This window comes from Duganella sp. Dugasp78 (assembly GCF_059491455.1).
Genome location: NZ_CP168506.1, coordinates 391881 through 418192 on the forward strand (window position 1 = coordinate 391881; position 26312 = coordinate 418192).

Consider the following 26312-nt stretch of genomic DNA (forward strand, 5'->3'; position numbering starts at 1 on the left):
CTTTACCTTGCTTCCGCACTGGCACGATAAGGAAATATCGCGGCGTGCGTGGTATCAGCCACACATGGTGCCGTCCGGCCAGTTCCACAAGTGCCGGTATAATATGCGCTCCGTTTTTTCGTGCCATCCCGATAATGAAACCTGCTGTCGTACTGCTGCATAGCTCCATGAGTTCCAAGGCCCAATGGGCCGACCTGATGTCTCAACTCGACGCCAACTTCCACTGCATCGCCGTCGACCTGCTCGGTTACGGCGCCTCGCCCTTCCCGGCCGAGGTCGGGGCCGGCTACGTCCACACGCTGGCGCACGAAGTCGACGCCGTCAACGCCGCCGTCGCCTCGCGCCTGGAGCCGGGCGAAGCCTTCCACCTGATCGGCCACTCCTTCGGCGGCGCCTCGGCGCTGCACATGGCGCGCCGCATGCCGGCGCGCGTGCTGTCGCTGACGCTGTTCGAGCCGGTAGCCTTCCACCTGCTGCCGGCCCAGCACCCGGCGCGCGCCGAGATCGTCGGCGTGGTCGAGCGCATCAACGCCTGCGGCCCGCAGCAGGAGCGCGACGCCACCCGCATCTTCATCGATTACTGGAACCGTCCCGGCGCCTTCGACGCCGCGCCGCCTGCCGCGCAGGACAAGATGACCGGCATGATCGCCAAGGTGAGGCTGGACTTCCAGGCGCTGCTGGGCGAAGCGGCCACGCTGGACGATTTATCGGCGCTGACGATGCCGTCGCTGATCATGTCCGGCGCGAACAGCCCGGCCTCGACCCGCCTGCTGGCCGAGGCGCTGGCCGCCGCCCTGCCCGACGCCAGCGCGCTGCAAACGCGCGGCGGCCATATGGGGCCGATCACCCACGGCGCCGTGGTCAACCCGGCCATCGTCAACTTCCTGGCCGACGCCGAAGTCACCGCCGGTTGACCGGCGCATACGCCAGCTAGGCAGCCGTCCGCTGCGCCGGCGCCGAGCCGGCGCTGTGCGGACACTCATTGTTCTCCCAGGACTGCTGCAGCCTCTCCCGCGTACCCAGCAGCGACAGGCGCTGGGTGCGCAGCGTCTCCATCATCTGGTCGATTTCCCCCAGCCGCGCGTCGAGGTTCTGCAGCAGCCCATCGTAATAGGCCGGGCCTTGCAGCGTCGTCACCGCGCGGATCGCCTCCAGCGTGAAGCCGAGGTTCTGCCCGATCTGGATCAGGTTCAGGCGCTCCAGCGCCGCCTCCTGATACACGCGGTAGCCGTTGGCACCACGCGCCGCCTTCGGCAGCAAGCCCGCCCGCTCGTAATAGCGGATCGCCGACGCCGCGATGCCCGAGCGCTCCGCCAGTTCGCCTATTTTCATTTTTCGCTTGACCTTAAAGTTGGCTTCAACCTTAGGATACCTCATTTCCTACACCAGGTCCGGATCCGACACCATGTTCACCGCACTGACACTCCCCAACGGCAGCACCCTCCCCAACCGCCTGGCCAAGGCCGCGATGGAAGAAAACATGGCCGACGCCGGCCAGCTTCCCGGTCCCGCGCTAAACCGTTTATACCAAAGCTGGGCCGACGGCGGCGTGGGCCTGATCATCACCGGCAACGTGATGATCGACGGCCGCGCGATGACAGGCCCTGGCACCGTCGCGCTGCAAGCCGACACGCCGCTGGAGCCGTTCCGGCAATGGTCGCTGGCCGCGCGCCGCCAGGGCGCGCAGGTGTGGATGCAGATTAACCACCCCGGCCGCCAAGTGATGGCCAATATGGGCGGCAACGCCTGGGCACCGTCGGCCGTGGCGCTGGACCTGGGTAAGCACAGCAAGCTGTTTGCGCAACCGGAGGCAATGAGCCCGGTGCAGATCGAGGAAGTCATCACCCGCTTCGCCGCCACCGCGCATGCCGCCGAACAGGCGGGCTTCAACGGCGTGCAGATCCACGCCGCGCACGGCTACCTGATCTCGCAATTCCTGTCGCCGCTGACCAACCGCCGCCACGACCAATGGGGCGGCGACCTGCCCAATCGCGCACGGCTGCTGCTGGAGGTGGTGCGCGCCGTGCGGGCGCGCGTCTCGCCCGGCTTCAGCGTGGCGGTCAAACTGAATTCGGCCGACTTCCAGCGCGGCGGCTTTTCCGAGGACGACGCGAAGCAGGTGGTGCTGCTGCTGAATGAACTGCCGGTGGACCTGATCGAACTGTCCGGCGGCAGCTACGAAAGCCCGGCCATGCAAGGCCGCACCGCGGACGGCCGCACGCTGGCGCGCGAAGCCTACTTCCTGGAATTCGCCAAGGACCTGGCGGCGGTGGCGCGCATGCCGGTCATGACCACCGGCGGCATCGCCCGCAGGGCCGTGGCCGAGCAGGTACTGGCCAGCGGCGTCGCCGTGGTCGGCATCGCCACCGCGCTGGCCGAAGTGCCGGACTTGCCGCTGCAATGGCGCGCGGGCCAGGAGCCGGCGGCACTGCCGCCGCCGTTACAGTGGAAGGACAAGACCATGGCGTCGCTGGCCGCGATGGCGCTGGTCAAGCGCCGCCTGCGCGCCTTGGGGAATGGGGAGACGGCGGCAGCGCCCCGCTACTCGCCGCTGCTGACCATGATCGCCGGCCAGTTCCGCATGGTGCTGCTGACCAGGCGCTATCGGGCCTGGCGCGCAAGCGCCGCCTAATCTCCGACGACGATATCGATCGTATTCTGCAGCCAGATGCCCAGGTTGGGCGTGCGTGAGCGCTGGCCCGCAGGCCCCAGTTCCGCCGGCGAGTGGAACTTGGTCCCGATGGGCAGTATCGCGTTCAGGAACGAGATATCGCCCGGCGGGAAGTCCACGTGCGTGGCCTTGGGCTCGAATCCATCGCCGCTCGCCTCGCGCGGCGTGAACAGCCGCAGCGCGATATCGTCGGCATGATTGATGAAGGTGAGCGGCAGCCCGGCCGTCGCCAGGCGCGCCCAGTAGACCTGGTCGTGGAAGCCCTTGAACTCCGGGTAGTTCCAGGACAGGCCGGAGACGGTGTCGTTATAAGCCTTTTCCCAGACATCGAACTCCACGCCCTGCCTGCGGTTCTTCCATACGCGATAAGGCCCCCTTCCCAGCCAGCGCATCGATCGCACCTGCTGCTCGGGATAATCGAAGCTGACACCCAGCGCATCGACCTGCTTGCCCGCTTCAACGGAATAGGCGTAGTTGACGCTCAGCGCACCTGCTGCGCTCAGACGCCAATTGATCTTGTGCAGATTGCCGGTGTATTCTGCCTGCACGACCACATCGCCGCCATCGCCCGCCGCGCGGATGGACTTCAACGTGGCGCTGCCGGCCACCAGGCGCGGGCCGTTCGTCAGCGGCGCGACGACATCGCCCTTCTTCAGCTCACGCAGATAACCGGTGGCCTTGTCGATCGTGATGCTCACTGTCCCCGCTTGCAGCAGGAAGCCGTCGGCAATTTCCTTCAGCGTGGCGGCGCTTGCCGACTGCTGCTTGGGCAGCACGCGCAACGCGACCTTTTCCGCGCTGGCGATCATCCAAGACCACGTATAGATTTCGTGGCCGTCGGCGTCCGTCGCGGTCAAGTACAACGCATCCTGCTGCGCCCAGTCGTGCGGCAGGTCGATGCGGGTCGTGCCGCGCATGCCGGCGGCGACATCGGGCGCCCTGGCGCTGCCTTGCGCAACAACAGTGTGGCCAAGCTCCGCGCCGAATTTCACCAGCTTCCAGTTCAGCTTGAGCCGACTCAGGTTGCTGAAGTCGTAGCGGTTCTCCAGCACGATCCTGCCGTCAAACGTCGGCGCCAGCGACGACAGTTCGGCCAGCGGCAAATAGACCGGCGACCATATCTTCTTGATCGCGAAGAAGCTGCCTTCCTTTTGCCGGTACGGTCCCAGTATGCCGTCCGGCGCCTGGTTGCCGGCGACATCGACCATGCCGCCTTTATCGTCACGCACGATGCCCTCGTCGATGAAGGACCAGATAAAGCCGCCCGCGCTGAGCGGATTGGCCAGCATCGCCTTCCACCAATCGTCCAGGCTCGCACCGGCGCCGCCGTCGTACAGGCCATGCAGGAACTCGGTCGGCATGAACACGTCACGGCCGTGGAACAGCGACGTCGCGCAGCAATCGTAGGCGGGATAATGCGCGGTATCGATGCCGCCGAAATTCGCCCACGGATGGATCACGGGCCGCTGCTGCACATCCCACATCGGATACAGCCTGTCCAGCTCAAGATTGAAACCGCCCTCGTTACCGTTGGCCCAGAAGATGACCGATGGGTGATGTTGGTCCCGCTGCACCAGCTCCTTCACCAGCGGTGTGGCGACGCCGGTATCGTAAGCCTTCTGCCAGCCGGTCAGCTCATCGATCACGTAGAGGCCAAGTTCGTCCGCCACGTCGAGGAAATGCGCATCCGGCGGATAGTGCGACATGCGCACCGCGTTCATGTTCATCTCCTTCATCAGCTTCGCATCCAGGTAGCTGAGTTCCTTGCTGGTGGTGCGGCCGGATGTCGGCCAGATCGAATGGCGGTTCGATCCCTTAAGGCGCACCTTCGTGCCATTGACGTAGAGGCCATCGCGCGGGCGCAGTTCGACCGTACGGAAGCCGATCACCTTGCTGGTCTCGTGGGTCACGCGCCCGCCATCGAGCAGCTGGAAGCGCACCCGATAGCGCTGCGGCGATTCGGCCGACCAGGGAGCGATGTGGTCAAGATGTCCGCGCACATGCGCCTTCCCGTCCGCCACGGCGGCGCTCATGTCCGCGCCCAGCGGCTTGCCGTCCAGCGTGAACACGCGCGCGGTCACCTTGCCGTTGCCGCCCGCCGTGAATACGTCTGCATCGAAGTCGCCGTTGTGCTTCGCGTCCAGGCTCACGCGTTCGATATGGTGCTGTGGCGAGGCCTCCAGCCACACCGGCCGGTAGATGCCGCTGAACAGCCAGAAGTCCGCAGCGCGCTCGGCGCGGTTAACCGACGCATCGGCGGAGTAGCGGTTGACCGTCACCTCCAGCTGGTTCTCCGCGCCCGGCTTCAACAGCGGAGAGACATCGTAGCGGAACTCGTAGAACCCGCCCTGGTGCACCGGCCCCGCAGGCTGGCCGTTGATCTTCACCAGCGTGTCCGTCATGGCGCCGCCAAAGACGATGTCGATCCGCTTGCCCTGCCAATCGGCCGGCACCTTGAAGGTGTGGCGGTAGATGCCGGTGTTATCCGGCGCCGGATCGTCCTGCCAGTCGCTGAAGTAGCGGTAGGTGCCGAAGCCCTCCATCTCCCAGTTCGACGGCACCGGAATGGTCTTCCACGTCCCGCTATTGCGGCCGCCGTTGACCATGAACTCCCAGTTCACACGATGATCCTTGTCGGCACCGCTCAGGTACTGGACCTGCGTGGTGTCCGCCATGCATAACCCGCACAGCGACAGCAGCAGGCAACTCAACAGGCCGCGCATCACAGCTGCGCTCCCAGGCGCTTGCTCTCGCCGGCCTTCAGGTTCAGCGGAATGACCTTGTCGCCGTAGCGCACCTTGCCGGGGCCGGAGCCTGCGGTGCGGCGTATCGTGGCCGAGGTCAGCTTGCCGCCGGCCCAGGCCACGTCCACCTCATAGCCACCGCGAGCGCGCAGGCCCTTGACCGAGCCGGCCTGCCATGCCGACGGCAGCGCCGGCAGCAGATGGATTTCGCCGGTCTGCGACTGCACCAGCATCTCGCAGATCGCCGCGACGGCGCCGAAGTTACCGTCGATCTGGAACGGCGGATGCGCGTCCAGCATATTCGGATAGGTGCCGCCGGCGTTGTTACCCTCGCTGCCCTTGCCGCTCTGCTGCGCTGCGCGCGCGCCCGGCTTGGCCAGCTGCCCGCGCAGCATCCTGTAGGCGTGATCGCCGTCCAGCAACCGCGCCCAGTAAGCCGTCTTCCACGCCATCGACCAGCCGGTGCCGGCATCGCCACGTCCTTCCAGCGACTTGCGCGCAGCGGCCGCCAGCTCGGGCGTTTGCGTCGGCGAGATCTGGCGGCCGGGATAGAGCCCGAACAGATGCGACACATGACGATGCGTATCGCCCGGCGTATCGAGCACCGGATCTTTTTTCTCTTCCATCCATTCCAGCAGCTGGCCCCAACTGCCCACGCGCGGCGCGGCCAGCTTGTCGCGCATGGCCGCGACTTGGGCGCGGAAGGCCTGGTCGTCGCCCAGCACATCCGCCGCTTCCACTGTGTTGTTGAACAAGTCCCAGATAATCTCCTGGTCGTAGGTCACGCCGTCCTCGATCGGCCCGTGCTCCGGCGACCAGCCCAGCGGCGCAACCAGGCGCCCATCCGGCAGCTGCTTCAGATAGTCCTGCCAGAAGTGCACCGCCTCCTTCATCATCGGATAGGCCACCGCGCGCAGGAAGGCCTTGTCCTGCGTATAGGCATAGTGCTCCCAGAAGTGCTGGGCATACCAGGCGTTGCCGGTCTTGTTCCACACATACCCCATGGCGCCGAACGGATTCGATTCCGTGCGCACCGTCCAGCCGCGCACCGGCTTGCCGGCGCTGGTGACGAAGGTCTCCTCGCGCTGCACAGCCAGGCCGCTCAGGTCCGGCTTGGCCATCTGCACCGATTCCGGATGCGCGATCGCCTGCGCCGCCGTATCGGCGATCAGCCGGCGATACACCGGCGCCACGCCCTGCACCAGCGCGAAGAACGGCAGCGCGTTCCGCGACAGGTTGGCCGGTTCGGCCGGCCAGTAATTCATCTGGATGTTGATGTTGGTGTGGTAGTCCGACTTCCACGGCGGCGTGAGGCTGTTGTTCCACAGCCCCTGCAAATTGGCGGGCAGCGAATCGCGCGAGCTGGAAATCAGCAGGTAGCGGCCATACTGGAAGAACTGCGCCTCCAGTCCGGGATCATTGCCCTCCGCCGTGTAAGTGGCGATGCGCTGGTCGGTCGGCAGCGCGCGGCGCGCAGGCAGGGCGGTGCCGAAGTCCACGCTCACGCGTTTGAACTGCGCGTCAAAATCCTTCCGATGCTCGGCCAGCAGCGCCGCCCACGGGCGTGCCGCCGCGCTGACCTGCGCCTTCACGCGCGGCAGCGGATTCTCGCCCTGGAATTTCTTCGCCGGATCGAGCACGTAACTGGTGCCCGCGCCCAGTATCAGCGTCACCGCATCGCAGCCGGTGAAGGTGATGCGGTTGCCGTCGAGCGCAATCGCCCCGCCCTCGTTCAGCACCTGCACCTCGCTGGCGTAATCCATCGCGTTGCTGGAGGCGTCCCCTTTGCCGCGCAGCGATCCCGTGGCGATGATGCGCTTGCCCTGCGCTTCGATACGCGCGTCGTGCATATCGGTCAGCTCGACCGATCCCGTGTACTGCCCGCGCTTGTCGGCGCTCAGGCGCATCATGATCACCTGCGCCGGAAAACTGGCGAAGGCCTCGCGCTTGAACTTGACGCCGCCGTGCGTGTAGCTGACGCTATGCAGGCTCTGGCCGATATCCAGCTGGCGCGCATAGGCGGTGGTGGCCTGATCGTGTCCCGGCAGGTTGATGTAGACATCGCCGAAGGGCTGATAGGCACCCATCGTCTTGTCGTCGCCGGTCCACAGCGTGATGTCGTTGAACTGGATACGCTCCCGCGCCAGCTGGCCGAAGATCATCGCGCCGATGCGGCCGTTCCCGATCGGCAGCGCCTCCTGCTCCCAGCCCTGCGCCGTGTCGGGCGCGGGCCGGTCGTAGCGCAGCGCGAGGTCGCTTAGCTCCCCCGCACCGCACAGCTGCGCGGCGAGCAAGCCCGCCGCCACCATCGCTTGCCGATACATCTTATTTCCTGACCGTGATCGACTTGCCCTCATACGCTACCACCTTGTCGGCGGCATCGAAATCGTCCGAGCTCGACACGCCGGCCTTGATGAAGCGCAGCTTGAACTGGCGCTTGCCGACCATGCCCTTGTACTGACCCACGCGATCGCCGATGGTGACCACGCCGGTCTTGTCGTTATAGCCCAACGGGATGCGGCTGAATTCTCCGCGCAGGTAGCCGTTGCTCACGCCATCGTCCTCATACAGGCTGAACTTCCCGTCGGCGCCGGTGTAGATGTTGAGGGTGATCGGCGCGTCCGGCATCTCGTCCACGTACTGCGTCACTGGGCCCATCGGCAGTATCGATCCCGCCTTCACCAGCAACGGCATGCGGGTTTCCGGCGCCTTGATCGTGTCCGTGCTGCCGCCCTTGTGCACTTCGCCGGTATAGAAGTCATACCAGTTCGCGCCCTTGGGCATGTAGACGCTGCGCTCGCGCGCACCGTAGACGTACACCGGAGCGACCATGATATTGTGGCCGAACAGGTACTGGTCCTTGATGTTCTTGACCGCGTCGTCTTTCGGGAAGTCCATCACCAGGCCGCGCATGATGGCGCCGGACTCGTAATGGGTGTCGGCGGCGGCCGAGTAAATATAAGGCATCATGCGATAGCGCAGCTTGTCGTACCAGACCATCGAATCGCGCATCGGCGAGCCTTCCGGTGAGATCTCGTGGATCTCGCGCTTCACCACCTCGCCGTGGGAACGGAACAGCGGCGAGAACGCGCCGAACTGGAACCAGCGCAGATTCAGCTCGCGCCATTCCTTCATGTCCTCCGGATTGCCCTGGGCCTTACCGGTAGCGCGGTTCTCCTGCGCTGAGCCGACATCGCCGACCTGGTAGCGTTCCTCCTGCGCATAACCGCCGATATCTTGCGTCCAGTTCGGGATGCCCGACATCGAGATGCCGACGCCGGCCGAGATCTGGTCGTACAGGTTATTCCAGCGGGCCGCCGTATCGCCGCTCCACACCGCGGCGGCGTTGCGCTGAATACCGGCAAACCCTGAGCGCGTCAGGATGAACTGGCGTTTATCAGGCTGGTCGCGCTTCAGTCCCTGATAGAAGCCCTCCGTATGCACCAGGCTATAAGGATTGAAGGTGATCTCGCCAGCGCCATACACGGTAGGCCCGATCAGCTTCTTGAAGTCCTCCAGGCGGGTATTGGACAGCACGTCCGCCTCGGTGTTATCCATCCACCAGGCGTCGAAGCCCATGTCGACCAGCTTCGATTTCATCTGGCGATAGTAGATGTCGCGCGCTTCCTTGGTATATGGATCGTAGTGGCTGTTCTTGTAGCCTGGGCCTACCCAATCGAGCGCGCCGTTTTCGACGTTCTTGGTCCACATATGGCCCTTGGCTGCAAGCTCCTTGTAGTTGTCCGTGTTCGCGTAGAACTTGCCCCAGATCGAAAGCATCACGTGTGCATGCGACTTGTGGGCCTCGTCCAGCATACCCTTCGGATCGGGGAAGCGCGTCTTATCGAAATCGTGCGAGCCCCATTGATCCTCCGGCCAGTAGAACCAGTCCTGCACCATGTTATCGACCGGCCAGCCCTGCTTGCGGTACTCGCGCAGCACGCCGAGCAGCTGCTCCTGCGTTTCATAGCGCTGGCGCGATTGCCAGAAGCCGTAGGCCCACTTCGGCATCATCGGCGCCTGGCCGGTCAGGTGGCGGTAGCCTGCGATGACCTTGTCCATGCTGTCGCCATTGATGACGTAGTAGTTGATGCTCTCGGCGACTTCCGACGAGAAGGTCAGCGAGTGGCGTTCCGCGTCGGGTAGCGGATCGTTGTGCCTGATGGAGACCATGCCGCCGCTTGGCTTCCACTCCAGGTGCAGCTTGACCGGTTTGCCGGCTTCGAACTTCACCTCGAAATTGTGATACCAGGGATTCCAGCTTTGGCGCCATACATCCATCACCTGCTTGCCGTCCAGCGACAGCGTCGCATAGTCCGATGAGTACAGCTGCATCTTGTGCACGCCCGGCTTGTCGGAGCTCAGCGTCGCGTCCCACACCACCTTGGCATCGGTCAGCTTTTTCGGGTCGCCCAGTTCCTTCGGCCAGTTCTCGGCCACGTCCTTCAGGTACTTGTACGCGATGTCCGTCTCGTGGCGGGTCAGCACCAGCTTGCCGCCGATGTAGTAGCGCGCCGTCAGGCCGCCGGCCTTGCCTTCGTCGTCGACCAGGTTCAGGTCGCGCACCATCGGCCCATACGGCTTGGCGTCGCCGAAGCGCGAGATCGAATTGTTATCCCACAAAACGCCGTAGTTCTTGTCCGAGACGATGAACGGCACGGCGATCGCCATGTTGTGCTGCAGGAGCTCCACGTCCTCGCCGTTCATGTTCATTTGCGCGTTCTGGTGCTGGCCCAGGCCGTAGTAGGCGTCCTTGGTGCCGTGGTTGAAGCCTTCCTTGACCGCCATGAACGGCTTGCCGCCGATATCGACCGGTGCCATGCTCTCCGACGCCTGGCTCAGGAAAGCCTTGCCGGCGGCGTTGAAGAACTGAACCTGGCCGGTGGCCAGCGATACCGCCACCGAAATCTTCTTCGCCTTCAGCGTGACCGAGTCCTTGCCTTTTGCGGTGACATTGAAATTACCGCTGACAGGCGCCGCCACCGTCATCAGCGATGGCGTGAGCTCCTTACCCGAACGATCGAGCTTCACCACATGGATGATGTTATCGCCCATAACTTCCAGCCGCACTTCTTTTGCCGCGCCCGAATCCGGCTTGACCACCACGCCAGTGGCAGTCTTCTCAAACGTGCCGGCCAGCGCCTGGCCCGACACCATCACCGCCAGGCAGGATGCTGCCGGCACTATCGATTTGAATCGCATGTAATCTCCGTAGTTTCTAGTAAGTACCCAGTTTGACCTTGAGAACCACCGGGTTACCGGTCAGGTTCAAGCCGTAATCTGTCTGATCGCCGTTCCAGTTGCGCTCCATGATCCATTTGCCGGACGAATCAAAATGTCCCTCTTCCACCCGTGCCAGCATGGTCGGCTTGCCGGCGCTGCTGTCAAAACTCACGCGCGCGTGCTGCCCCACCACGATGAATTCGTTGTCGCCAATCTGGGCGATCGATACGCCGCCGTTGGGCTGTTCGGTATCCGCCGGCAGGTCCTTGATCTTGGCCAGCCAATCGGCATCGCCGAACTGCCACAGGCGGAAGCTGACGGTGGCCGTCCAGTTCTTCAGCGCGACGGTCTGCGGCTTGCGGTCGTCGCCCTCGGCCACGCCGTGCGTGCGGCCTTCAAACGCCCATTTGGCCCACTGGCGTTCCATCGGCCGGAACGCCGCGTAGATTTTTCCGAACGGCGTGACCATGCTCTTGTCGGTCGCCTTGGAGCCCAGCGGGAAATTGCTGTAATCCGCGTAGTCGATGCCGAACGGCGAGAACGCCAGCGAGCCGCGGCCCAGCACCAGATAGGCATAGCGCACGTACTGTGAGGCGTTGCTCATCTCCGGCAGCATCAATGCGTTGTCGGCGCGCTGGAAGTAGTTCAGCGTAGCGTTGAATTTGTCCGATTCCGGCGCGTAGATATCCGGCGCGGCGATGTCGATGTGCGGCGCCGCGGCCTTGTAGATATCGATCACGTCGTAGGTCGGCCCGCCGCTGGCGAAGTTGCCCTTCCACGGCTTCACCGGCGACTCCAGCGGATCGCGCAGCGCGTTGTTGACGTACATCGGCAGGTTGTAGACGGCGCGGCCGGCCTTGGCGACTTCCTCGATATAGCTGGCGATGGAATAAGCGTGGAAGTATTCGTCGGCGTAGTCGCCGTAGACCTGCTTCCAGCTGCCGCTGGCCGCCAGCGGAACCGGCGATTTTTTATGATCCAGCACGGCCTGCGGCACGTTCTGCTCGAACGCCGCCTGCGCCTTGGGCGCGAAGTCGCGCGCGAAGCCGTAGGTGCCGACCTCATTCTCGACCTGCATCATGATGACGGTGCGCTGCGCCGAATCGGCCTTCTTGATGTGCTCCATCAGCGCGACAAAGGCCTTCCTGTCGGCCTTCATCGTTTCCTCGCTGTTCGGCGACAGGCAGTAGATGGTTTTGCCGTCCTTGTCCACCATGCGCGGGAAGCGCTTGTTGTCGAACTTGACCCACTCCGGTGTGTACTGCGGGCCGGTGTTCTTCCAGGTGCCGAACCACAGGAGCACCAGGCGCACCTTGTGCTCGCGCGCCTGCGCCAGCAAGGTGTCGACGTAACTGAAATCGAATTTGCCTTCGACCGGCTCGATCTGTTCCCAGGCCACGGGAATCTCGACGGTGTTGGCGTTCATGTCTTTAATGGCCGGCCACACCTTGTTCAAGGCCAGCGGATAATTGCTGGAGTTGTGCACCTGTGCGCCGAACATCACGAACGGCGCGCCATCGACCATCAGGGCGTGGCGGCCGTCCTTCTTCACAAGCTGCGGCAGATCGGCAGCCGCCGCGCCAGTTGCGGCCAGCGCCGCGAAACTCAACACGGAGACAAACTGGCGAGCGGTATGCTTCATCTGGTTAAAGCCTTTCGTAGTTTAAAAGTCGTAGCTCAGTTTCGCGACCACGCGACGGTGGTGAAATCGGAAACTTCAGGCGAACAGACCCTCCGGCGCTGAACGGCGCAGATAGCTTTTCTTCATTTGATAGTGTCTCGTTCTTGGTTTTTATCGTTATGGCTTGCTGGCGGGGTACCAGGCCATCCAAAATTATGCGGCCATTTTGCATGGCTACGCCTGCAGGCCGCAATTGCAAAATTCACCAAGCTGCTGAATGATAATCAGCAAGGCAGCATCGATCACCCAACGCGGCGGCCCGAGCGCGTCGCCACATCGACCCACACGGCCAGCGTCAGGATGCAGCCCTTGACGATCATCTGCCAGTAGGTGTCCACGTCCAGCATGGACATGCCGTTATCCAGGCTGGCCATGACCAGCGCGCCGATCAGGGCACCGTACACGGTGCCGGAGCCGCCGCGCATCGAGGTGCCGCCGATGAAGCAGGCCGCGATGGCATCGAGCTCGCCCGAGGTGCCGGCCGACGGTGAGCCCGCCGCCAGCCGCGCCGTGTTGACCAGCCCCGCCAGCGCGCACATCAAGCCCATGATCCCGAAGATCCACAGTTTCACCGCCTGCACGTTCACGCCGGACAAGCGGGTCGCCTCCATATTGCTGCCCACCGCGTAGATGCGGCGGCCGAACACGGTCTGCGTGGCGATGTAGCTGAAGACGCCCAGCAGCACCAGCAACAGCAGCACCGGCAGCGGTATGCCCTCGTAGCTGTTCAGGGTCCGCACGAAGGCGAACAGCACCGCGCCGACGGCCGCAAGGCGCACGCCGTCGCGCCACATCGGCGGCACCGGCAGGCCGTGGCGGCCCAGGTTCAGGCGCTGGCGCCAGGTCAGCACCGCCGCCAGCGCGAACAGCACCACGCCCAGGGTCACGCCCAGTTCCATCGACAGGTAGCCCTGCCCCACCTGCACCATCGCCTCCGACACCGGCGCCACCGTCACGCCGTCCGTCACACCCAGCACGATGCCGCGATAGGCCAGCATGCCGCCCAGGCCCACGATGAAGGACGGTATGCCCGCATACGCCGTCAGGTAGCCGTTGAACAGGCCAAGCAGCAGGCCGCAGACCAGCACCGCCACCACCGTCAATGGCAGCGGCATGTGGTGCGTCACGTCGAGCACCGCCGCCACGCCGCCCAGCAAGCCAAGCAGGGAACCCACCGACAGGTCGATCTCGCCGGAGATGATGACGAAGGCCATGCCGCAGGCGACCACGCCGGTCACCGACATCTGCCGCATCAGGTTGGACAGGTTGCGCGCCGAGATGAAGCCGCCCTCCGTCTTCCAGCTGAAGAAAGTCCAGATGATGGCGATGGCGATCAGCAGCGCAAGGATTTTGTACTGCGTGAACAGCTGTTTGAGTGTGGTGGTTTGCATAGGTTTTACAAAACTCGCTATCAATGATCGAGCGCCGCAGACAGCAGCATTTCCTGGGTCAGGTCCTGGTTGATGAAGTCTCCGCGCAGCTGGCCTTCGCCCATCACCAGCACGCGGTCGGATACGCCCAGCACCTCGGCCAGCTCCGACGACACCATGATGATGGACACGCCCTGGCTGGCCAGTTCCAGCATCAGCTTGTAGATCTCGAACTTGGCGCCGACGTCCACGCCGCGCGTGGGCTCATCCAGTATCAGCACCTTGGGCCGCGTCAGCAGCATCTTGGACAGCACCGCCTTCTGCTGGTTGCCGCCCGATAGCGAAGTAATCGACAGGAAGGGGCTGGCCGTCTTCAGGCCCAGCCGCGCGATTTCCTCGCTGACGGTTTTCAGCTCGGCCTCGCGGTCGATGCGGGTGAAGCGCGCGTAGCGGCCCAGCACCGACAGCGTGATGTTCTGGCCCACGTCCAGGTCGCGGATGATGCCGTGCTGCTTGCGGTCCTCCGGCACCAGCGCCAGCCCGGCGCGGATCGCCTTGAGCGGCGTGCGGGTATCGATCTTCGCGCCGTTGAGCCACACCTCGGCCTCGCAACGGCCGTTGTAGGCGCCGAACAGCGCGGACACCAGCTCCGTGCGGCCCGCGCCCACCAGCCCCGCGATGCCAAGGATCTCGCCACGGCGCAGCGAGAAGGAGACGTTGTCCACCTTCCTGCGGTCCGGCTTTTCGGTGTCGTAGCACACCACGTTGCGGGCTTCGAAAATCACCTCGCCCTGCGTGCGCTCCAGGGTTGGATAGAGCTGGTTCATCTCGCGCCCGACCATCTGCGCGATGATCTGCCGCACGTCCATCTGCTGCATCGGCGTGGTGGCGATATGCTTGCCGTCGCGGATGACGACGATGGTGTCGCAGATCGCCTCCACTTCATCGAGCTTGTGCGAGATGTAGACGCAGGCCACGCCCTTGGCCTTCAGGCCGCGGATGATATCGAGCAGCACCTCGATCTCCGACGCCGTCAGCGACGACGAGGGCTCGTCCAGGATCAGCAGGCGCGCGTTCTTGTTGAGCGCCTTGGCGATCTCGATCAGCTGCTGGTGGCCGCCGCCGTAGTTCATCACCGGCAGCACCACGTTGACGTCGTTGAGTTTCAGTTCCTTGAGCAGCGTTTCGGCGCGCCGGTTCATGGCCGGGTAGTCCATGCGGCCGCCGGGCAGCGTGATCTCGTTGCCGAGGAAGAGATTTTCCGTCACCGACAATTCGGGCACCAGCATCAGCTCCTGGTGGATGATGACGATGCCGGCCGCCTCGCTTTCGCGTATCGACTGCGCCTTCAGCGGCTGGCCGTCCATCAGGATCTCGCCGTCCCAGGTGCCGTGCGGGTAGACGGCGGACAGTACTTTCATCAGGGTCGATTTGCCGGCGCCGTTCTCGCCGCACAAGCCGATGCACTCGCCCGGCCTGACTTGCAGGTCGATGCCGTCGAGCGCGGGGACACCGCCGAACTTCTTGACGATGCCCTTCATTTCCAGCAAATAGCCTGACATACTGGTTCTCGCAGAAGGTGAGATACGGAGGGACGCATGCTCAGCATGGGTTCCCGCTTTCGCGGGAACGACCGTCGTTCCCGCGCAGGCGGGAACCCATGGAACGCGTCCCAGTCAGAACGTTTATTTGACCGCGAGCTGCGCCTTGGTGTAGAAGCCATCATTGACCACCAGGTCGATATTCGCCTTGGTCAGCATGGTCGGCTTCAGCAGCAGCGTGCTGACCTGCTTGAAACCGTTCTGGTATTCGGCGTTGAAGGCCGGCTTCTCATTGCGCACCAGCTGGATCGACAGCTTGGCCGCTTCGGAAGCGATCAATTTGAGAGGCTTATAGACCGTCATGGTCTGCGAACCGGCGATCACGCGCCGCACCGCCGCCAGGTCCGCATCCTGCCCGGACACGGCCACCTTGCCATCCAGCTTCTGCGAAGCCAGCGCCTGGATCGCACCGCCGGCCGTGGCATCGTTGGACGCCACCACCGCATCGAGCTTGTTGCCGTTGGCGGTCAGCGCATTCTCAACGATGGACATGGCCTCGGCCGGATTCCAGTCCTTGACCCACTGCTTGCCGACCACCTTGATATCGCCCTTGTCGATCAGCGGCTGCAGCACCTTGAGCTGGCCTTCGCGCAGCATCTTGGCGTTGTTGTCGGTGGGCGCGCCGCCCAGCAGGTAGAAGTTACCCTTAGGCTTGACCGCCAGCACACCCTGCGCCTGCATCTCGCCGACCATCTTGTTATCGAAGGAGATGTAGGCATCGATATCCGCGTTGAGGATCAGACGGTCATAGGAGACCACCTTGATCTTGGCCTTCTTGGCCTCGCGCACCGCGTTGTTGAGCACCGTGGCGTTGTAAGGCACGATCACCAGCACATCGACACCACGCGAAATCAGGTTCTCGATCTGTGCGATCTGCCGCTGCTCGCTGGCGTCGGCCGATTGCACATAGACCTTGGCGCCCTGCTGCTCGGCCGCCGCAATGAAGTAATCCCGGTCGCGCGCCCAGCGCTCCAGCCTCAGATCGTCGATCGAAAAACCGATCTTCGGATTCTTGGCGTCCGCCATGGCGTTCCCGCCAGCGCACACCAGCATCACGGCGACAGCCGCCGCGCTCAGTAATTTCTTCATTGTCGTCTCCTGTTATCGCATGGATCGATGTCCAGCTTACTAGTGATTGTGACGTGCCGGGTTGTTAGCCACTCCACGGTATGGTACAGCCAGTTCCATGCAGGCGCCGTTTTCCATTTGTCCAACGGTGCTGCGGTAGATTTCCTGCCACGGCGTCTGGCTGGCGGGAATGGCCGGAAGACCATCCTTCTTGCGCGCTTCCCATTCCGCCTCGGGGACCTGCACATCGCAACGGCCGGCGTTCAGGTCGACGCGGATACGGTCGCCGGTGCGCAGCCATGCCAGGCCGCCGCCGACCGCGCTCTCCGGCGACGCGTTCAGTATCGACGGGCTGTCCGAGGTGCCGGACTGGCGGCCGTCGCCCAGCGTCGGCAGCGCGTTGATGCCGCGCTTGACCAGCGCATCGGGCGGCTGCATGTTGACCACTTCGGCCGAACCAGGCCAGCCCACCGGGCCGGCGCCGCGTATCACCAGCATGCAGTCCTCGTCGATGTTCAGCGACGGATCGTTGATGCGGTCGTGGTAATCGGTGGAGCCGTCGAACACAATGGCGCGGGATTCGAAGATGTTCTCGCTGCCCGGCGTACTCAGATAGCGGGCACGGAAGGCTTCCGAGATCACGCTGGTTTTCATGATGGCGAAGTCGAACAGGTTGCCCTTCAGGACGAAGAAACCTGCGTCCTTCTTCAGCGGCTGGTCGAACGGGTAGATCACCTCGCGGTCATGCGTCTCGCGGCCGGCCAGGTTGTCGCGCATGGTGCGGCCGGTGACGGTAGGACGGTCCGAACGCAGCATGCCCTTTTGCTCCAGTTCCCACATGATGGCCGGCACGCCGCCGGCGCGGTGGAAGCGCTCGCCGAGGAATTTACCGGCCGGCTGCATGTTCAGCAGCAGCGGCACGGCATGGCCGTACTCCATCCAGTCGCTCGAATGCAGCTCGACGCCGGCGTGGCGCGCCATCGCCATGATGTGCTGCTGTGCGTTGGTGGAACCGCCGATGGCGGCGTTGACCACGATCGCATCGAGGAAAGCTGCACGATTCAGGATGCTGGACGGCTTGATGTCCAGCCGCGCCATCTCGACGATGCGCTTGCCGGTTTCATACGCCATCTGCCCGCGTTCGCGGTACGGCGCGGGGATCGCCGAGCAGCCGGTCAGCGACATGCCCAGCGCCTCGGCCATCGCGTTCATGGTCGAGGCGGTGCCCATGGTGTTGCAGTGCCCCGCCGACGGCGCCGAAGCGGCCGCGATCTGCAGGAATTTTTCGTTGTCGATCTCGCCGGCGGCCAGCTGGCGGCGGCCCTTCCAGATCGCGGTGCCGGAACCTGCCAGTTCGCCTTCGAACCAGCCGTCCAGCATCGGCCCGCCGGACAGCACGATGGCGGGAATATCCACCGTTGCAGCGGCCATCAGCTGCGCGGGCGTGGTCTTGTCGCAGCCGGTGGTCAGCACCACGGCGTCGATCGGATAGCCGTGCAGGATCTCCACCAGGCCCAGATAGGCCAGGTTGCGGTCGATGGCGGCGGTCGGACGGCGGCAGTTTTCAAAGATCGGATGCAGCGGGAATTCCATCGCGATGCCGCCCGCATCCCGGATGCCGTCGCGCACGCGCTTGGCCAGCTCCAGGTGGATGCGGTTGCAGGGGCTGATGTCGCTGCCGCTCTGCGCGATGCCGATGATGGGACGGCCGGAGCGCAGCTCTTCCGGCGTGATCCCGTAGTTCATGAAGCGCTCCAGGTACAGCGCCGTCATGTCGATATGGTCCGGATTGTCGAACCAATCCTGCGAGCGGTAGCGGCGTGGGGTACTCATGCGCCGTACCATCCCGCGTCGACGAAGTAATCGCGCCCGGTGCAGCGGCCGGCGTTGTCGGAGGCCAGGAACAGCGCCAGCGCGGCCACGTCGTCCACCTGCACGCGTTGCGGCAGGCATTGGCCGGCCAGGATGCGCGCTTCCTCTTCAGGCGTGTGCCACAGGGCTTCCTGGCGCGGCGTACGCACCGCGCCGGGGATGATGCAGTTGACGCGGACGTTGTGCTGGCCCAGGTCGCGCGCCAGACCGCGCGTCATGCCCTCGATGGCGGCTTTGGCCGTCATGTACAGGGTCAGCTCCGGCAGCGCCAGGTGCCACGAGATCGAACCGAAGTTCAGGATCACGCCGCTGCGGCGCTGCTGCATGCCGCCGGCGACAGCCTTAGCGCAGAAGTACTGGTGGCGCAGGTTGACCGCCATGCGCTGCTCCCAGTATTCGTGGCTGACGTCGGCCAGCTTGTGGCGGTCGTCGTTGGCGGCGTTGTTGATCAACACATCGACCGGGCCGATACGTTCAAAGGCGGCAGCCAACGCATCGAGGTTGGTCAGGTCGCAGCGGATAAAGGTCGGCGGTACCGCCAGCGTCGCCAGGCGGCCTTGCAGCGCCAGCGAATCGGCTTCGGCGATGTCGAGGAAGTGCACCTGCGCGCCCTGCTGCGCAAAGGCCTCCACCATGCCGGCGCCGATGCCGCTGCCGCCGCCGGTGATGACCACGCGCTTGCCGGCCAGGCTAGGATAGCTCGCGTGCTGCACCCGGGTCTGCAGGGCCGGCACGGCGCGCGCCGCGGCGGCGCCGCGTGCACGGCCCAGCAAGGCGCGTACGCCGAAGGTCCACGGTGCGATGGCGTCGCTGCGCTGCACATGGTTGACCAGGGTACCCAGCGATGGTGTCGAGATGCTCACACGGTCTCCCAGGTGATGGGTGAAGCCGCCGCCGGCGCTGTCGCGGTCCTTGATCGGCGAGAACATCGTGCCGAGGAAGAGCATGAAGCCGTCCGGGTATTGATGATGCGGGCCGCAGACCTGGCTCACCAGGTCGAGCGGATCGCGGCTGATCTCGCGCATACGGCTGGCGCCGGCCAGGTGGAAATCGTCGTCCCGGCCTTCGATCAGCATGCTCACTTCCGCGTTGCGGATGGTGTCGATGGTGAAGTGTTCGTCGAACAGGCGGATGAACGGGCCGATGGAGCAGGAGCCGTTGTTGTCCTTGGCCTTGCCCAGCAGGAGCGCGCTGCGGCCCTCGATGTCGCGCAGATTGACGTCGTTGCCCAGCGTGGCACCCAGTACGCGCGCCCGGCTGTTGACGGCCAGGACGATCTCCGGCTCCGGGTTGTTCCATTTCGAATCAGGGTGCAGGCCGACATCGGCGCCCTGGCCGACAGCCGACATGGGCTGCGACTTGGAGAACACCTCGGCGTCCGGGCCGATGCCCACTTCCATGTAGGGCGACCAGAGGCCGCGTTCGATCAGGTCCGCCTTCAGGCGCGCCGCTTCCGGCGAACCGGGACGGATGGCCGACAGGTCGGAACCGATGATGCTCTGGATTTCCGCGCGCAGGGCGCTGGCGCGGGAGGCGTCGCCGCCGGCCTGTTCCTCGATCACCCGCTCCAGCAGGCTGACGGCGAAGGTGACCCCGCACGCCTTGATCGCTTGCAGATCGCACGGCGCCAGCAGACGCGCGGCGCCAACGAAGGTATTGCTGTCCAGTGCATGCCCCATCAGCTGCTGCACGCTGCCCAGCGATTCGCCGGGTGCGCTGCGGGCGATGTCGAGGACATCGTCGCGCTCCAGCAGATCGGACATGGTGGGCGCGTGGCCGGTGATGTCGAACACCTCGCCGTTGCGCACGGCGACCACACAAGGTCCGTCGATAACGCCATTGCGCCAAACACGTCCCACCAGCACTGCCCGTTCGATATCGTCGGGCAGCATCGTTTTCACATTATTTTCCAAGGTCTCTTTCTCCAGGCTGGCAAGCAAACTGCGAGAAGGATTTTGACCCGATTCACCCATGACGGCAATTATGAAACTCACCAATCCCGGTCATGTTTTACGCGCCCCCGCTCAGGCGACGCTGCGCAGCTCGGGCGGATCGTCGCCATCGTCGCCGGCCGGCGCGGCGGCGGCGCCCTGCATGGCGCGGTCCTGGTAGGCGCGCGGGGTGCACCCCAGCTCCCGCTTGAACACCGCGTGCATATACTGCACCGACGTGAAACCGCAACTGAGGGCGACTTCGGTGATGCTGCGGTCGGCGCGCGCCAGCATCTGGGTGGCGGCGTCCAGCTTGAAGCGCAGGATCACGTCATGCACGCTGCAATCGAGCTCCTGGCGGAAGTAGGACTCCAGCGACGAGCGCGATATGCCCACGTATTCGGCCACCTGGTGGGTTTTGATGCCCTGGCAGGCGTATTGGCGGATGAAATGGCGCGCCCGCATCACGTGCGGGTGCTTGGGCGCCTCATGGCGAGTCGAGGTCAGCCCGTTGATGCCGACCGGCGGCACCAGGATGCGGGTGCCGCCCAGGCGCACGCCGTGCAGCATCTGGTCCAGCAGGTGGGCGGCGGTGCGGCCCATCTCCTGCGCGCCCTGGATCACGGAGCTAAGCGGAATGCGCGTCAGCATGCGCGCCAGCGGATCGTTGTCGATGCCGATCAGCGCCACCTGCTCCGGCACCTCGATGCCGGCCATGATGCAGGCCTGCAGCAGCTGGCGCGCGCGGGCGTCGGTGACGGCGATGATGCCGACCGGCTTGGGCAGGCTGTGCAGCCACTGGATCTGCTGCTCCACCGCCTCGTCCCAGGCCGGCGCGCTGGTGCCCAGGCCGCGGTAGACCTGCGGCTCCATACCATCCTTGCGCATCAGCGTGCGGAAGGCGGTCTCGCGCTCCTGCGCCCAGCGGTTCTCCCGCGCTTCCGGCAGGCTGAACATCGCAAAATTGCGCAGGCCGGCCTCGATCAGGTGATCGTGGGCCATCTTGATCAGCTTGAAGTTGTCGGTGGCCACGTAAGGCACGGCGTCGGGGTAGTTGCTGTCGTCGGCGTAGGAGCCGCCCACCGCCACCACCGGCACCCGGCTGCGGCTCAGCGCGGAGGCCACGGCGGGATCGTCGAAGTCGGCAATGATGCCGTCGCCCTGCCAGTGCTCGATGCCGGGCAGGCGCAAGCGAAAATCTTCCTCCAGGAACAAATCCCAGGAGGCACGGGTGCCGCTCAGGTGAGCGGCGATGCCGGCGATCACTTCACGGTCAAAAATCTTGTTTGCATTGAACAGCAACGCAATACGATGGGACTTCATCTGCATTTTCAACGGCCTCAATCTCGGTACATGTCTCGTCACACCCTCTATGTGGTGCTGATGTGCCGGGTATTGTGGCATGTTTCCGATCCTGTTCCGATGAAAAAGGCGAAGCCGTCCTTATTTGGCGACAATCGGCTTGCCAGTCACTATGCCCCGGCCGGCCGTGCTCATATACACAACGCCATACTTATTTGCATCTCCGACAACAAATTGGGCATCGCCCGGGCCGCCGTATTGATGATTATCATCATTAATCCGCAGCCAGCTGGCGCCGCTGTCGATGGAACGGTAGACGCCGCGCACGCCGTCCACCGTGCCCCAGATATACACCGCCGGGTAGTTCGCGCCCGGCGCGGCCTTGCCGAAACCCACCGCCGCCGCATAGGCGACATTGGGGAGCTGGGCGAAGGTGGCGCCGGAATCGGTGGAACGCGCCAGGCCGCCGTCGTACAGCGCGACCCAGACATCGCCCTCCCTGCCCGGCGCGGCCCGCACCGCCGCCGAACCCCTGGCGCTGGCCAGGCGGCCGGCGGGCGCGAAGCTGGCGCCGGCATCGGTGCTGACCAGCATGGCGGCGCCGCTCAGCGCGTAGAACTTGCCGGGGTTGACCGGATCGGCCACCGGCCGCGCGCCGTTCAGGCCCTGGACCGCGTTCCAGCTGTCGCCGCCGTCGGTGGAGTAGTAGCTGGTGGAGGAATGCTCGGGACTGTGAACGATCACCCTGCCGTCCGCGCTCAACGCCAGCTGTCCCTGCTTGCCCTTGATGCTGGCGGTCTTCTTCCAGCTGACACCCATGTCCCGCGACACGTACATCGCGCTGCCCACGCGCGCCAGCATGTTCGGATTGGCGGCCGCGAAGTCCAGGCCCCGGGTGGTGCCCATGGTTGGCGTGTGGATGGGCGCGTACCGGCTCACATCGGTGTGGCGGAAGCCGTCGTAATCGCCAATGGCGGAAATGACCGGACCGCCGGGAATGCTGACCAGGTTCAGCGGCACCGATTCCTCCAGCCCCGCGTCGTCGAATTTCCAGGTCGCCGGCGTGGCGTGGATGTCGGTGGATTTAAAAATGCCGTTGCCCGAGACCAGCATCACCGTGCGCGTGTCGAAGGGATCGAACTCGATGCTGGAGGTCCAGTGCATGAAGCTGCCCGCGATCCAGCTCACGCCGTTGGGGTCGATGCGCACGCCCTGGTCGACGACGCTGCGCCAGTGCTTGCCGCCGTCCAGCGTTTCAAAGATCTGGTCGCCCATCCGGCCCGGCTGCCGGTAGTAATTGGTGGTGGAGACCAGCATGCGGTCCTGGTTGCCCGGATCGACCGTGATGCCGCTGTAGGCGCGGTCCAGCGGCGGCGAGATATTGCGCCACTTGGCGGCGGCGATATCGTACTTCCACACCTGGCCGTGGTCCATGCCCTCGCCATGATCGGCATCGCCGTGCGGGCCGGCGCCATTGGCGTAGACCACCACCAGGCTGCCCTTGACCAGCACCGCGCGTTGCGGCATCAGCGCCGCCGGGCCGCCGCTGATCGGCGCGAAGCTCTTGCCGCCGTCGTCGGACACATACATATTCGCGCCCACCGAGCCGTAGCGCGACACGCCGGCGAAGATGCGCTGCGTGGCGCCGCCGGCCGCGCTGGCCGGGTCCAGCAGCACGAAGCTCACGCCGTTGCGGTTGGGCGTGGCCGCCACCGGCAGGCCGTCCAGGTGCTGCCAGCTCAGGCCTTCGTCCACGCTCTTGAACATGCCGTTGGCGCGCGTGCCGACATAGAGAATCTTGCCGTTGACCGGGTCCACCTGCAGCTTCTCGCCGGTGGCGCGGCCCAGGCCGTTGCCGTGGACCTTGAACTGGCCGCTGACGTCGATCCGGGTGAAGGTCTTGCCGTAGTCGCTGGATTTCAGGATCGCGCTGGCGCCGCCGTCCAGGTAGGCGATGCCGGCCGACAGGTAGACCTTGGACGGCGCGGACGGATCGATGGCGATCGACTCCACGCCCAGCAGGCCGGTCTGCTGGTCGGACACCCAGTCCAGCAACGGTATCCAGCGCTGCGCGGCGCCGTCCCAGCGGTAGGCGCCGCCGACGTCGGTGCGGATGTAGACCAGGCCCTTCTCGGTCTTGCTGGTGACGATGCCGGAGACATAGCCGCTGCCGCCGATGGCGACATTGTCCCAGGCGTAGTCGTCGCCGCCCGCCATCAGCCTGTCCAGCGTGGGCGCCATGGCCTTGGCCCAGATGTTGTAGCCCTTCTCGTTCGGGTGCAGCAGGTCGGGCATGATGTCCCGCGACAGCGTGCCGTCCGCCGCCAGGAAGGCCTGGTTGATGTTGAGGAAGTAGATGTGGCGGTTGTCGGCAAAGCCGGCGATGATGCCGTTGACCTTCTCGTTGATCTGGCGAAGCTGGTCGTCCGGCTTTTCGCCGCGCGGGAAGATCGCCATCAGCAGGATCCTGGTGTCCGGCAGGCGCTGGCGCAGCTCGTCGATATTGCGCCGGATGCCGGCCGCGGTCAGCTTCGGATCCTCGTGCCGGTGGCCGGCGTTATTGGTGCCGAACATCAGCACCGCGACCTTGGGCGCCAGGCCGTCCACCTCGCCGTGCAGCAGGCGCCACAGCACGTTCTCGGTGCGGTCGCCGCCAAAGCCCAGCGCCAGGCCGTTCATCGGCTTGTAGTAGCGCTCCCAGACCGGCGCGCCGCTTTTCTCCCACCCTTCGGTGATCGAATCGCCGATGAACACCACCTGGGCCGACTTGCCCAGCGCCTTTGCCTCGGCCAACTTCTTCTCGTGGCGCGGCGTCCAGGTCTTGATCGCCCAGGATTCGTTCAACTTGTCCGGCGTGACCGACACGGTGCGGTAATCCGGGCAGCTGGCGTTGGGCGTGCCGCTGTCCTGGTATTTGACGTTGGCCACCGACACCACGCCGTTGCCGGTGGCATTGAGCACGAAGGGTTGGGTGACGGCGCTGAAGTCGTCGCCGTCGTGCACAAAGCAGCTCATCGACAGCACCACGTGCTGCCAGCCCTTGCCGGCAATGGCGCGCGCCGGCAGCACGAAGGGCACATTGCGGTCGCAGTTGTTGCCGCAGCTGACCGCCAGGCCGATGCCGCCGTCCGACATGTCCTTGACGTTGATGTCCAGCGCCAGCACCCCGTGCGCCAGGTAGGGCCGCAGATCGAGCGGCTTGCCGCCCTCCACGCGCAGGCCGGCGTACCATGATTCCTTGAAATTCAGGGTCAGCGCCTCGCCGTCCCTGGCAGCGCTGACGCGGCTGGCCGGAATCTGGGTCGACGGCGGGATCACGGCGGTGGCGCCGTCCATCGGCATGCTCACGGTCAGGCCGGTCAACGTGACATGCCACGATGGCTGCGGGCCGCCAGCATAAACGTTCAGGTCCTGGGCCGGCGCCGCGCATGCGGAAGCCGATACGGCGGCCAGGCACGCAGCCAGGTACCAACGGATAAAAGCCATGGGGAATGTCTCGCGAATATTTTTCTCGCTACATTCTGCAAGCTAGCCGCCGGCGCAGCAATTACGAAATTCACCAATGGAAGCAATGATATTCGCGGCGCCTCAGCTGTCCAGCGACTGTTGCACCCGGTACGACAGGGGCAGCGTCAGCAGCAGCAAGGCCGCCAGCGCCATCAGCGCGTTGGGCACGCCGGCCACGTCGCCCAGCCGGCCGAACAGCACCGGCGCCAGCGCGCCGCCGCCGATTGTGCCGGTGTAGAAATGCGCGAAAGCCTGCTCGCGCTTGCCGGCCGCGGCCAGTTCCGGCACCGTGCCGTACAACACCGACGAGGTGCCGTTCAGCGCCAGCCCCAGCAAAGGCAACATGGCCAACATGGCAACCAGCGGCAACCACACCGACAGCAGGATCAGCGCCGCCGTGGCGGACTCGGTGACCCACACCGTCTTCATCATGCCGATGCGCGCGCCCACGTAGCCGCAGAACAGCTTGCCGAAAGCGCCGCCGACAAACAGCAGCGACAACGCCAGCCCGATGCCGGCCGTGCCCGCGCCCTTGCGCTGCAAGAGGAAAGGCAGGAAGGTCAGGAAGCCCATGCGCACCGCGCTGTCCAGCACGCCGGTCAGGACCAGCGCGCGCAGGCCGCCGGCCGAGCCGCGTCCTGTCACGGCCTTGGCCTGGGCCGACGCCGCCTGGTGCTGCGCCGATTCCGCCGCGCTCGGCAGCAGCCACCACAGCAGCACCGCGGCCGCCAGGCCGAGGCAGCCGATCAGGGCCACGCTGGCCTGCCAGCTCACCACCACCAGCAGCAGGCCGACGGCACCCGGCACCAGCGTCTTGCCGATGTCGCCGGCAAAGTTGTACTGCGCCAGCGCCTGCTTGACGCCGCCGCCCGCCTCGTGCGTGTCGGTGACGATGGACGAGGCCAGCGGATGCTGGGTGCTGGCGCCCAGGCCGCCCAGCAGCAGGGAGATCAGCAGCACCGTCAGGCCGCCGGCCATGCCGGCGATCAGGTAGGCGATGCCGGCCAGCGCGGTGCCGCCGATCAGCATGCGCTCGCGGCCCCAGCGCCTGGCCAGGCGGCTGGCCAGCAGCTGGAAGCCCGCCATCATGCCCGAGTAGGCACCGCGCAGCAGGCCCACCATCGCCAGGCTGATGGCGAATTGCGTCTGCCAGATCGGCAGCAGCACGTAGATCACATCGGTCAGGCCGTCATGGATGGCATGGGCGCTGCAGGCGGCGATCAGCGAGCGCCGGCGGACATTCTGGGTATCGTTCATGGTCGGGGTAGTGTCGGCGGTGCAGCGATTGTAAAGGATTGCAGAAAATGCGCGACAGTACCGGCCCGGAGCGCGTACATTGGTG

15 protein-coding genes are annotated in these 26312 nt (G+C 65.0%); 2 read left to right on the forward strand and 13 right to left on the reverse strand.

Annotated elements, in window-relative coordinates; translation table 11 throughout:
* Nucleotides 1-134 precede the first annotated feature (134 nt).
* Nucleotides 135-914 carry an alpha/beta fold hydrolase gene (locus ACEN9O_RS01835; RefSeq protein ID WP_495615961.1) on the forward strand — a complete coding sequence of 260 codons (780 nt, stop codon included), beginning with the start codon at nt 135-137 and terminating at the stop codon, nt 912-914.
* 16 nt (nt 915-930) lie between these two features.
* Here the strand turns inward: ACEN9O_RS01835 and ACEN9O_RS01840 are convergent, their stop codons facing one another.
* A complete protein-coding gene (locus ACEN9O_RS01840; RefSeq protein WP_495615962.1) occupies nt 931-1332 on the reverse strand; it encodes a MerR family transcriptional regulator in 402 nt (133 codons plus the stop codon).
* Between the two features lie 73 nt (nt 1333-1405).
* On the opposite strand from ACEN9O_RS01840, the gene ACEN9O_RS01845 reads away from it, so the two are divergent.
* Nucleotides 1406-2632 (forward strand): NADH:flavin oxidoreductase/NADH oxidase family protein, encoded by a 1227-nt coding sequence (locus tag ACEN9O_RS01845; RefSeq protein ID WP_495615963.1) that lies wholly within the window; start codon nt 1406-1408, stop codon nt 2630-2632.
* On the opposite strand, the gene ACEN9O_RS01850 is transcribed toward ACEN9O_RS01845, so the two are convergent.
* The 12 genes from ACEN9O_RS01850 to ACEN9O_RS01905 all read right to left on the reverse strand — a co-directional run bounded on the left by ACEN9O_RS01850 (nt 2629) and on the right by ACEN9O_RS01905 (nt 26227).
* Nucleotides 2629-5394 (reverse strand): glycoside hydrolase family 2 TIM barrel-domain containing protein, encoded by a 2766-nt coding sequence (locus ACEN9O_RS01850; protein ID WP_495615964.1) that lies wholly within the window; start codon nt 5392-5394, stop codon nt 2629-2631. The genes ACEN9O_RS01845 and ACEN9O_RS01850 overlap by 4 nt on opposite strands.
* Entirely contained in the window at nt 5394-7739 is a 2346-nt protein-coding gene (locus ACEN9O_RS01855) for a glycoside hydrolase family 95 protein (RefSeq protein WP_495615965.1), read from the reverse strand. Before ACEN9O_RS01855 ends, ACEN9O_RS01850 begins: the two co-directional genes overlap by 1 nt.
* 1 nt (nt 7740) lies before the next feature.
* Nucleotides 7741-10617, reverse strand: a complete 2877-nt coding sequence (locus ACEN9O_RS01860; protein WP_495615966.1) for a TIM-barrel domain-containing protein — start codon at nt 10615-10617, stop codon at nt 7741-7743.
* A 16-nt stretch (nt 10618-10633) separates the two neighbouring features.
* Complete coding sequence (locus ACEN9O_RS01865) at nt 10634-12280, reverse strand: GH35 family beta-galactosidase (RefSeq protein ID WP_495615967.1); 1647 nt, start codon at nt 12278-12280, stop codon at nt 10634-10636.
* Nucleotides 12281-12561: 281 nt separating this feature from the next.
* The gene (locus tag ACEN9O_RS01870; RefSeq protein WP_495615968.1) at nt 12562-13710 is read right to left on the reverse strand and encodes a sugar ABC transporter permease; all 1149 of its coding nucleotides are present in this window, start codon (nt 13708-13710) and stop codon (nt 12562-12564) included.
* A gap of 20 nt (nt 13711-13730) precedes the next feature.
* Nucleotides 13731-15251 (reverse strand): D-xylose ABC transporter ATP-binding protein, encoded by a 1521-nt coding sequence (xylG, locus tag ACEN9O_RS01875; protein ID WP_495615969.1) that lies wholly within the window; start codon nt 15249-15251, stop codon nt 13731-13733.
* 123 nt (nt 15252-15374) lie between these two features.
* Nucleotides 15375-16379, reverse strand: coding sequence for a D-xylose ABC transporter substrate-binding protein (gene xylF, locus ACEN9O_RS01880; protein ID WP_495615970.1), 1005 nt, complete (start codon nt 16377-16379; stop codon nt 15375-15377).
* Nucleotides 16380-16418: 39 nt separating this feature from the next.
* Nucleotides 16419-18191: an IlvD/Edd family dehydratase gene (locus ACEN9O_RS01885; RefSeq protein ID WP_495615971.1), complete on the reverse strand. Its 1773-nt coding sequence runs from the start codon at nt 18189-18191 to the stop codon at nt 16419-16421.
* A complete protein-coding gene (gene xylB / locus ACEN9O_RS01890) occupies nt 18188-20122 on the reverse strand; it encodes a D-xylose 1-dehydrogenase (RefSeq protein WP_495618413.1) in 1935 nt (644 codons plus the stop codon). Before xylB ends, ACEN9O_RS01885 begins: the two co-directional genes overlap by 4 nt.
* Before the next feature lie 132 nt (nt 20123-20254).
* Nucleotides 20255-21484, reverse strand: a complete 1230-nt coding sequence (locus ACEN9O_RS01895; protein ID WP_495615972.1) for a XylR family transcriptional regulator — start codon at nt 21482-21484, stop codon at nt 20255-20257.
* Nucleotides 21485-21604: 120 nt separating this feature from the next.
* Nucleotides 21605-24949 carry a GDSL-type esterase/lipase family protein gene (locus tag ACEN9O_RS01900; protein WP_495615973.1) on the reverse strand — a complete coding sequence of 1115 codons (3345 nt, stop codon included), beginning with the start codon at nt 24947-24949 and terminating at the stop codon, nt 21605-21607.
* A 102-nt stretch (nt 24950-25051) separates the two neighbouring features.
* Nucleotides 25052-26227 (reverse strand): MFS transporter, encoded by a 1176-nt coding sequence (locus tag ACEN9O_RS01905; RefSeq protein WP_495615974.1) that lies wholly within the window; start codon nt 26225-26227, stop codon nt 25052-25054.
* Nucleotides 26228-26312: the final 85 nt, after the last annotated feature.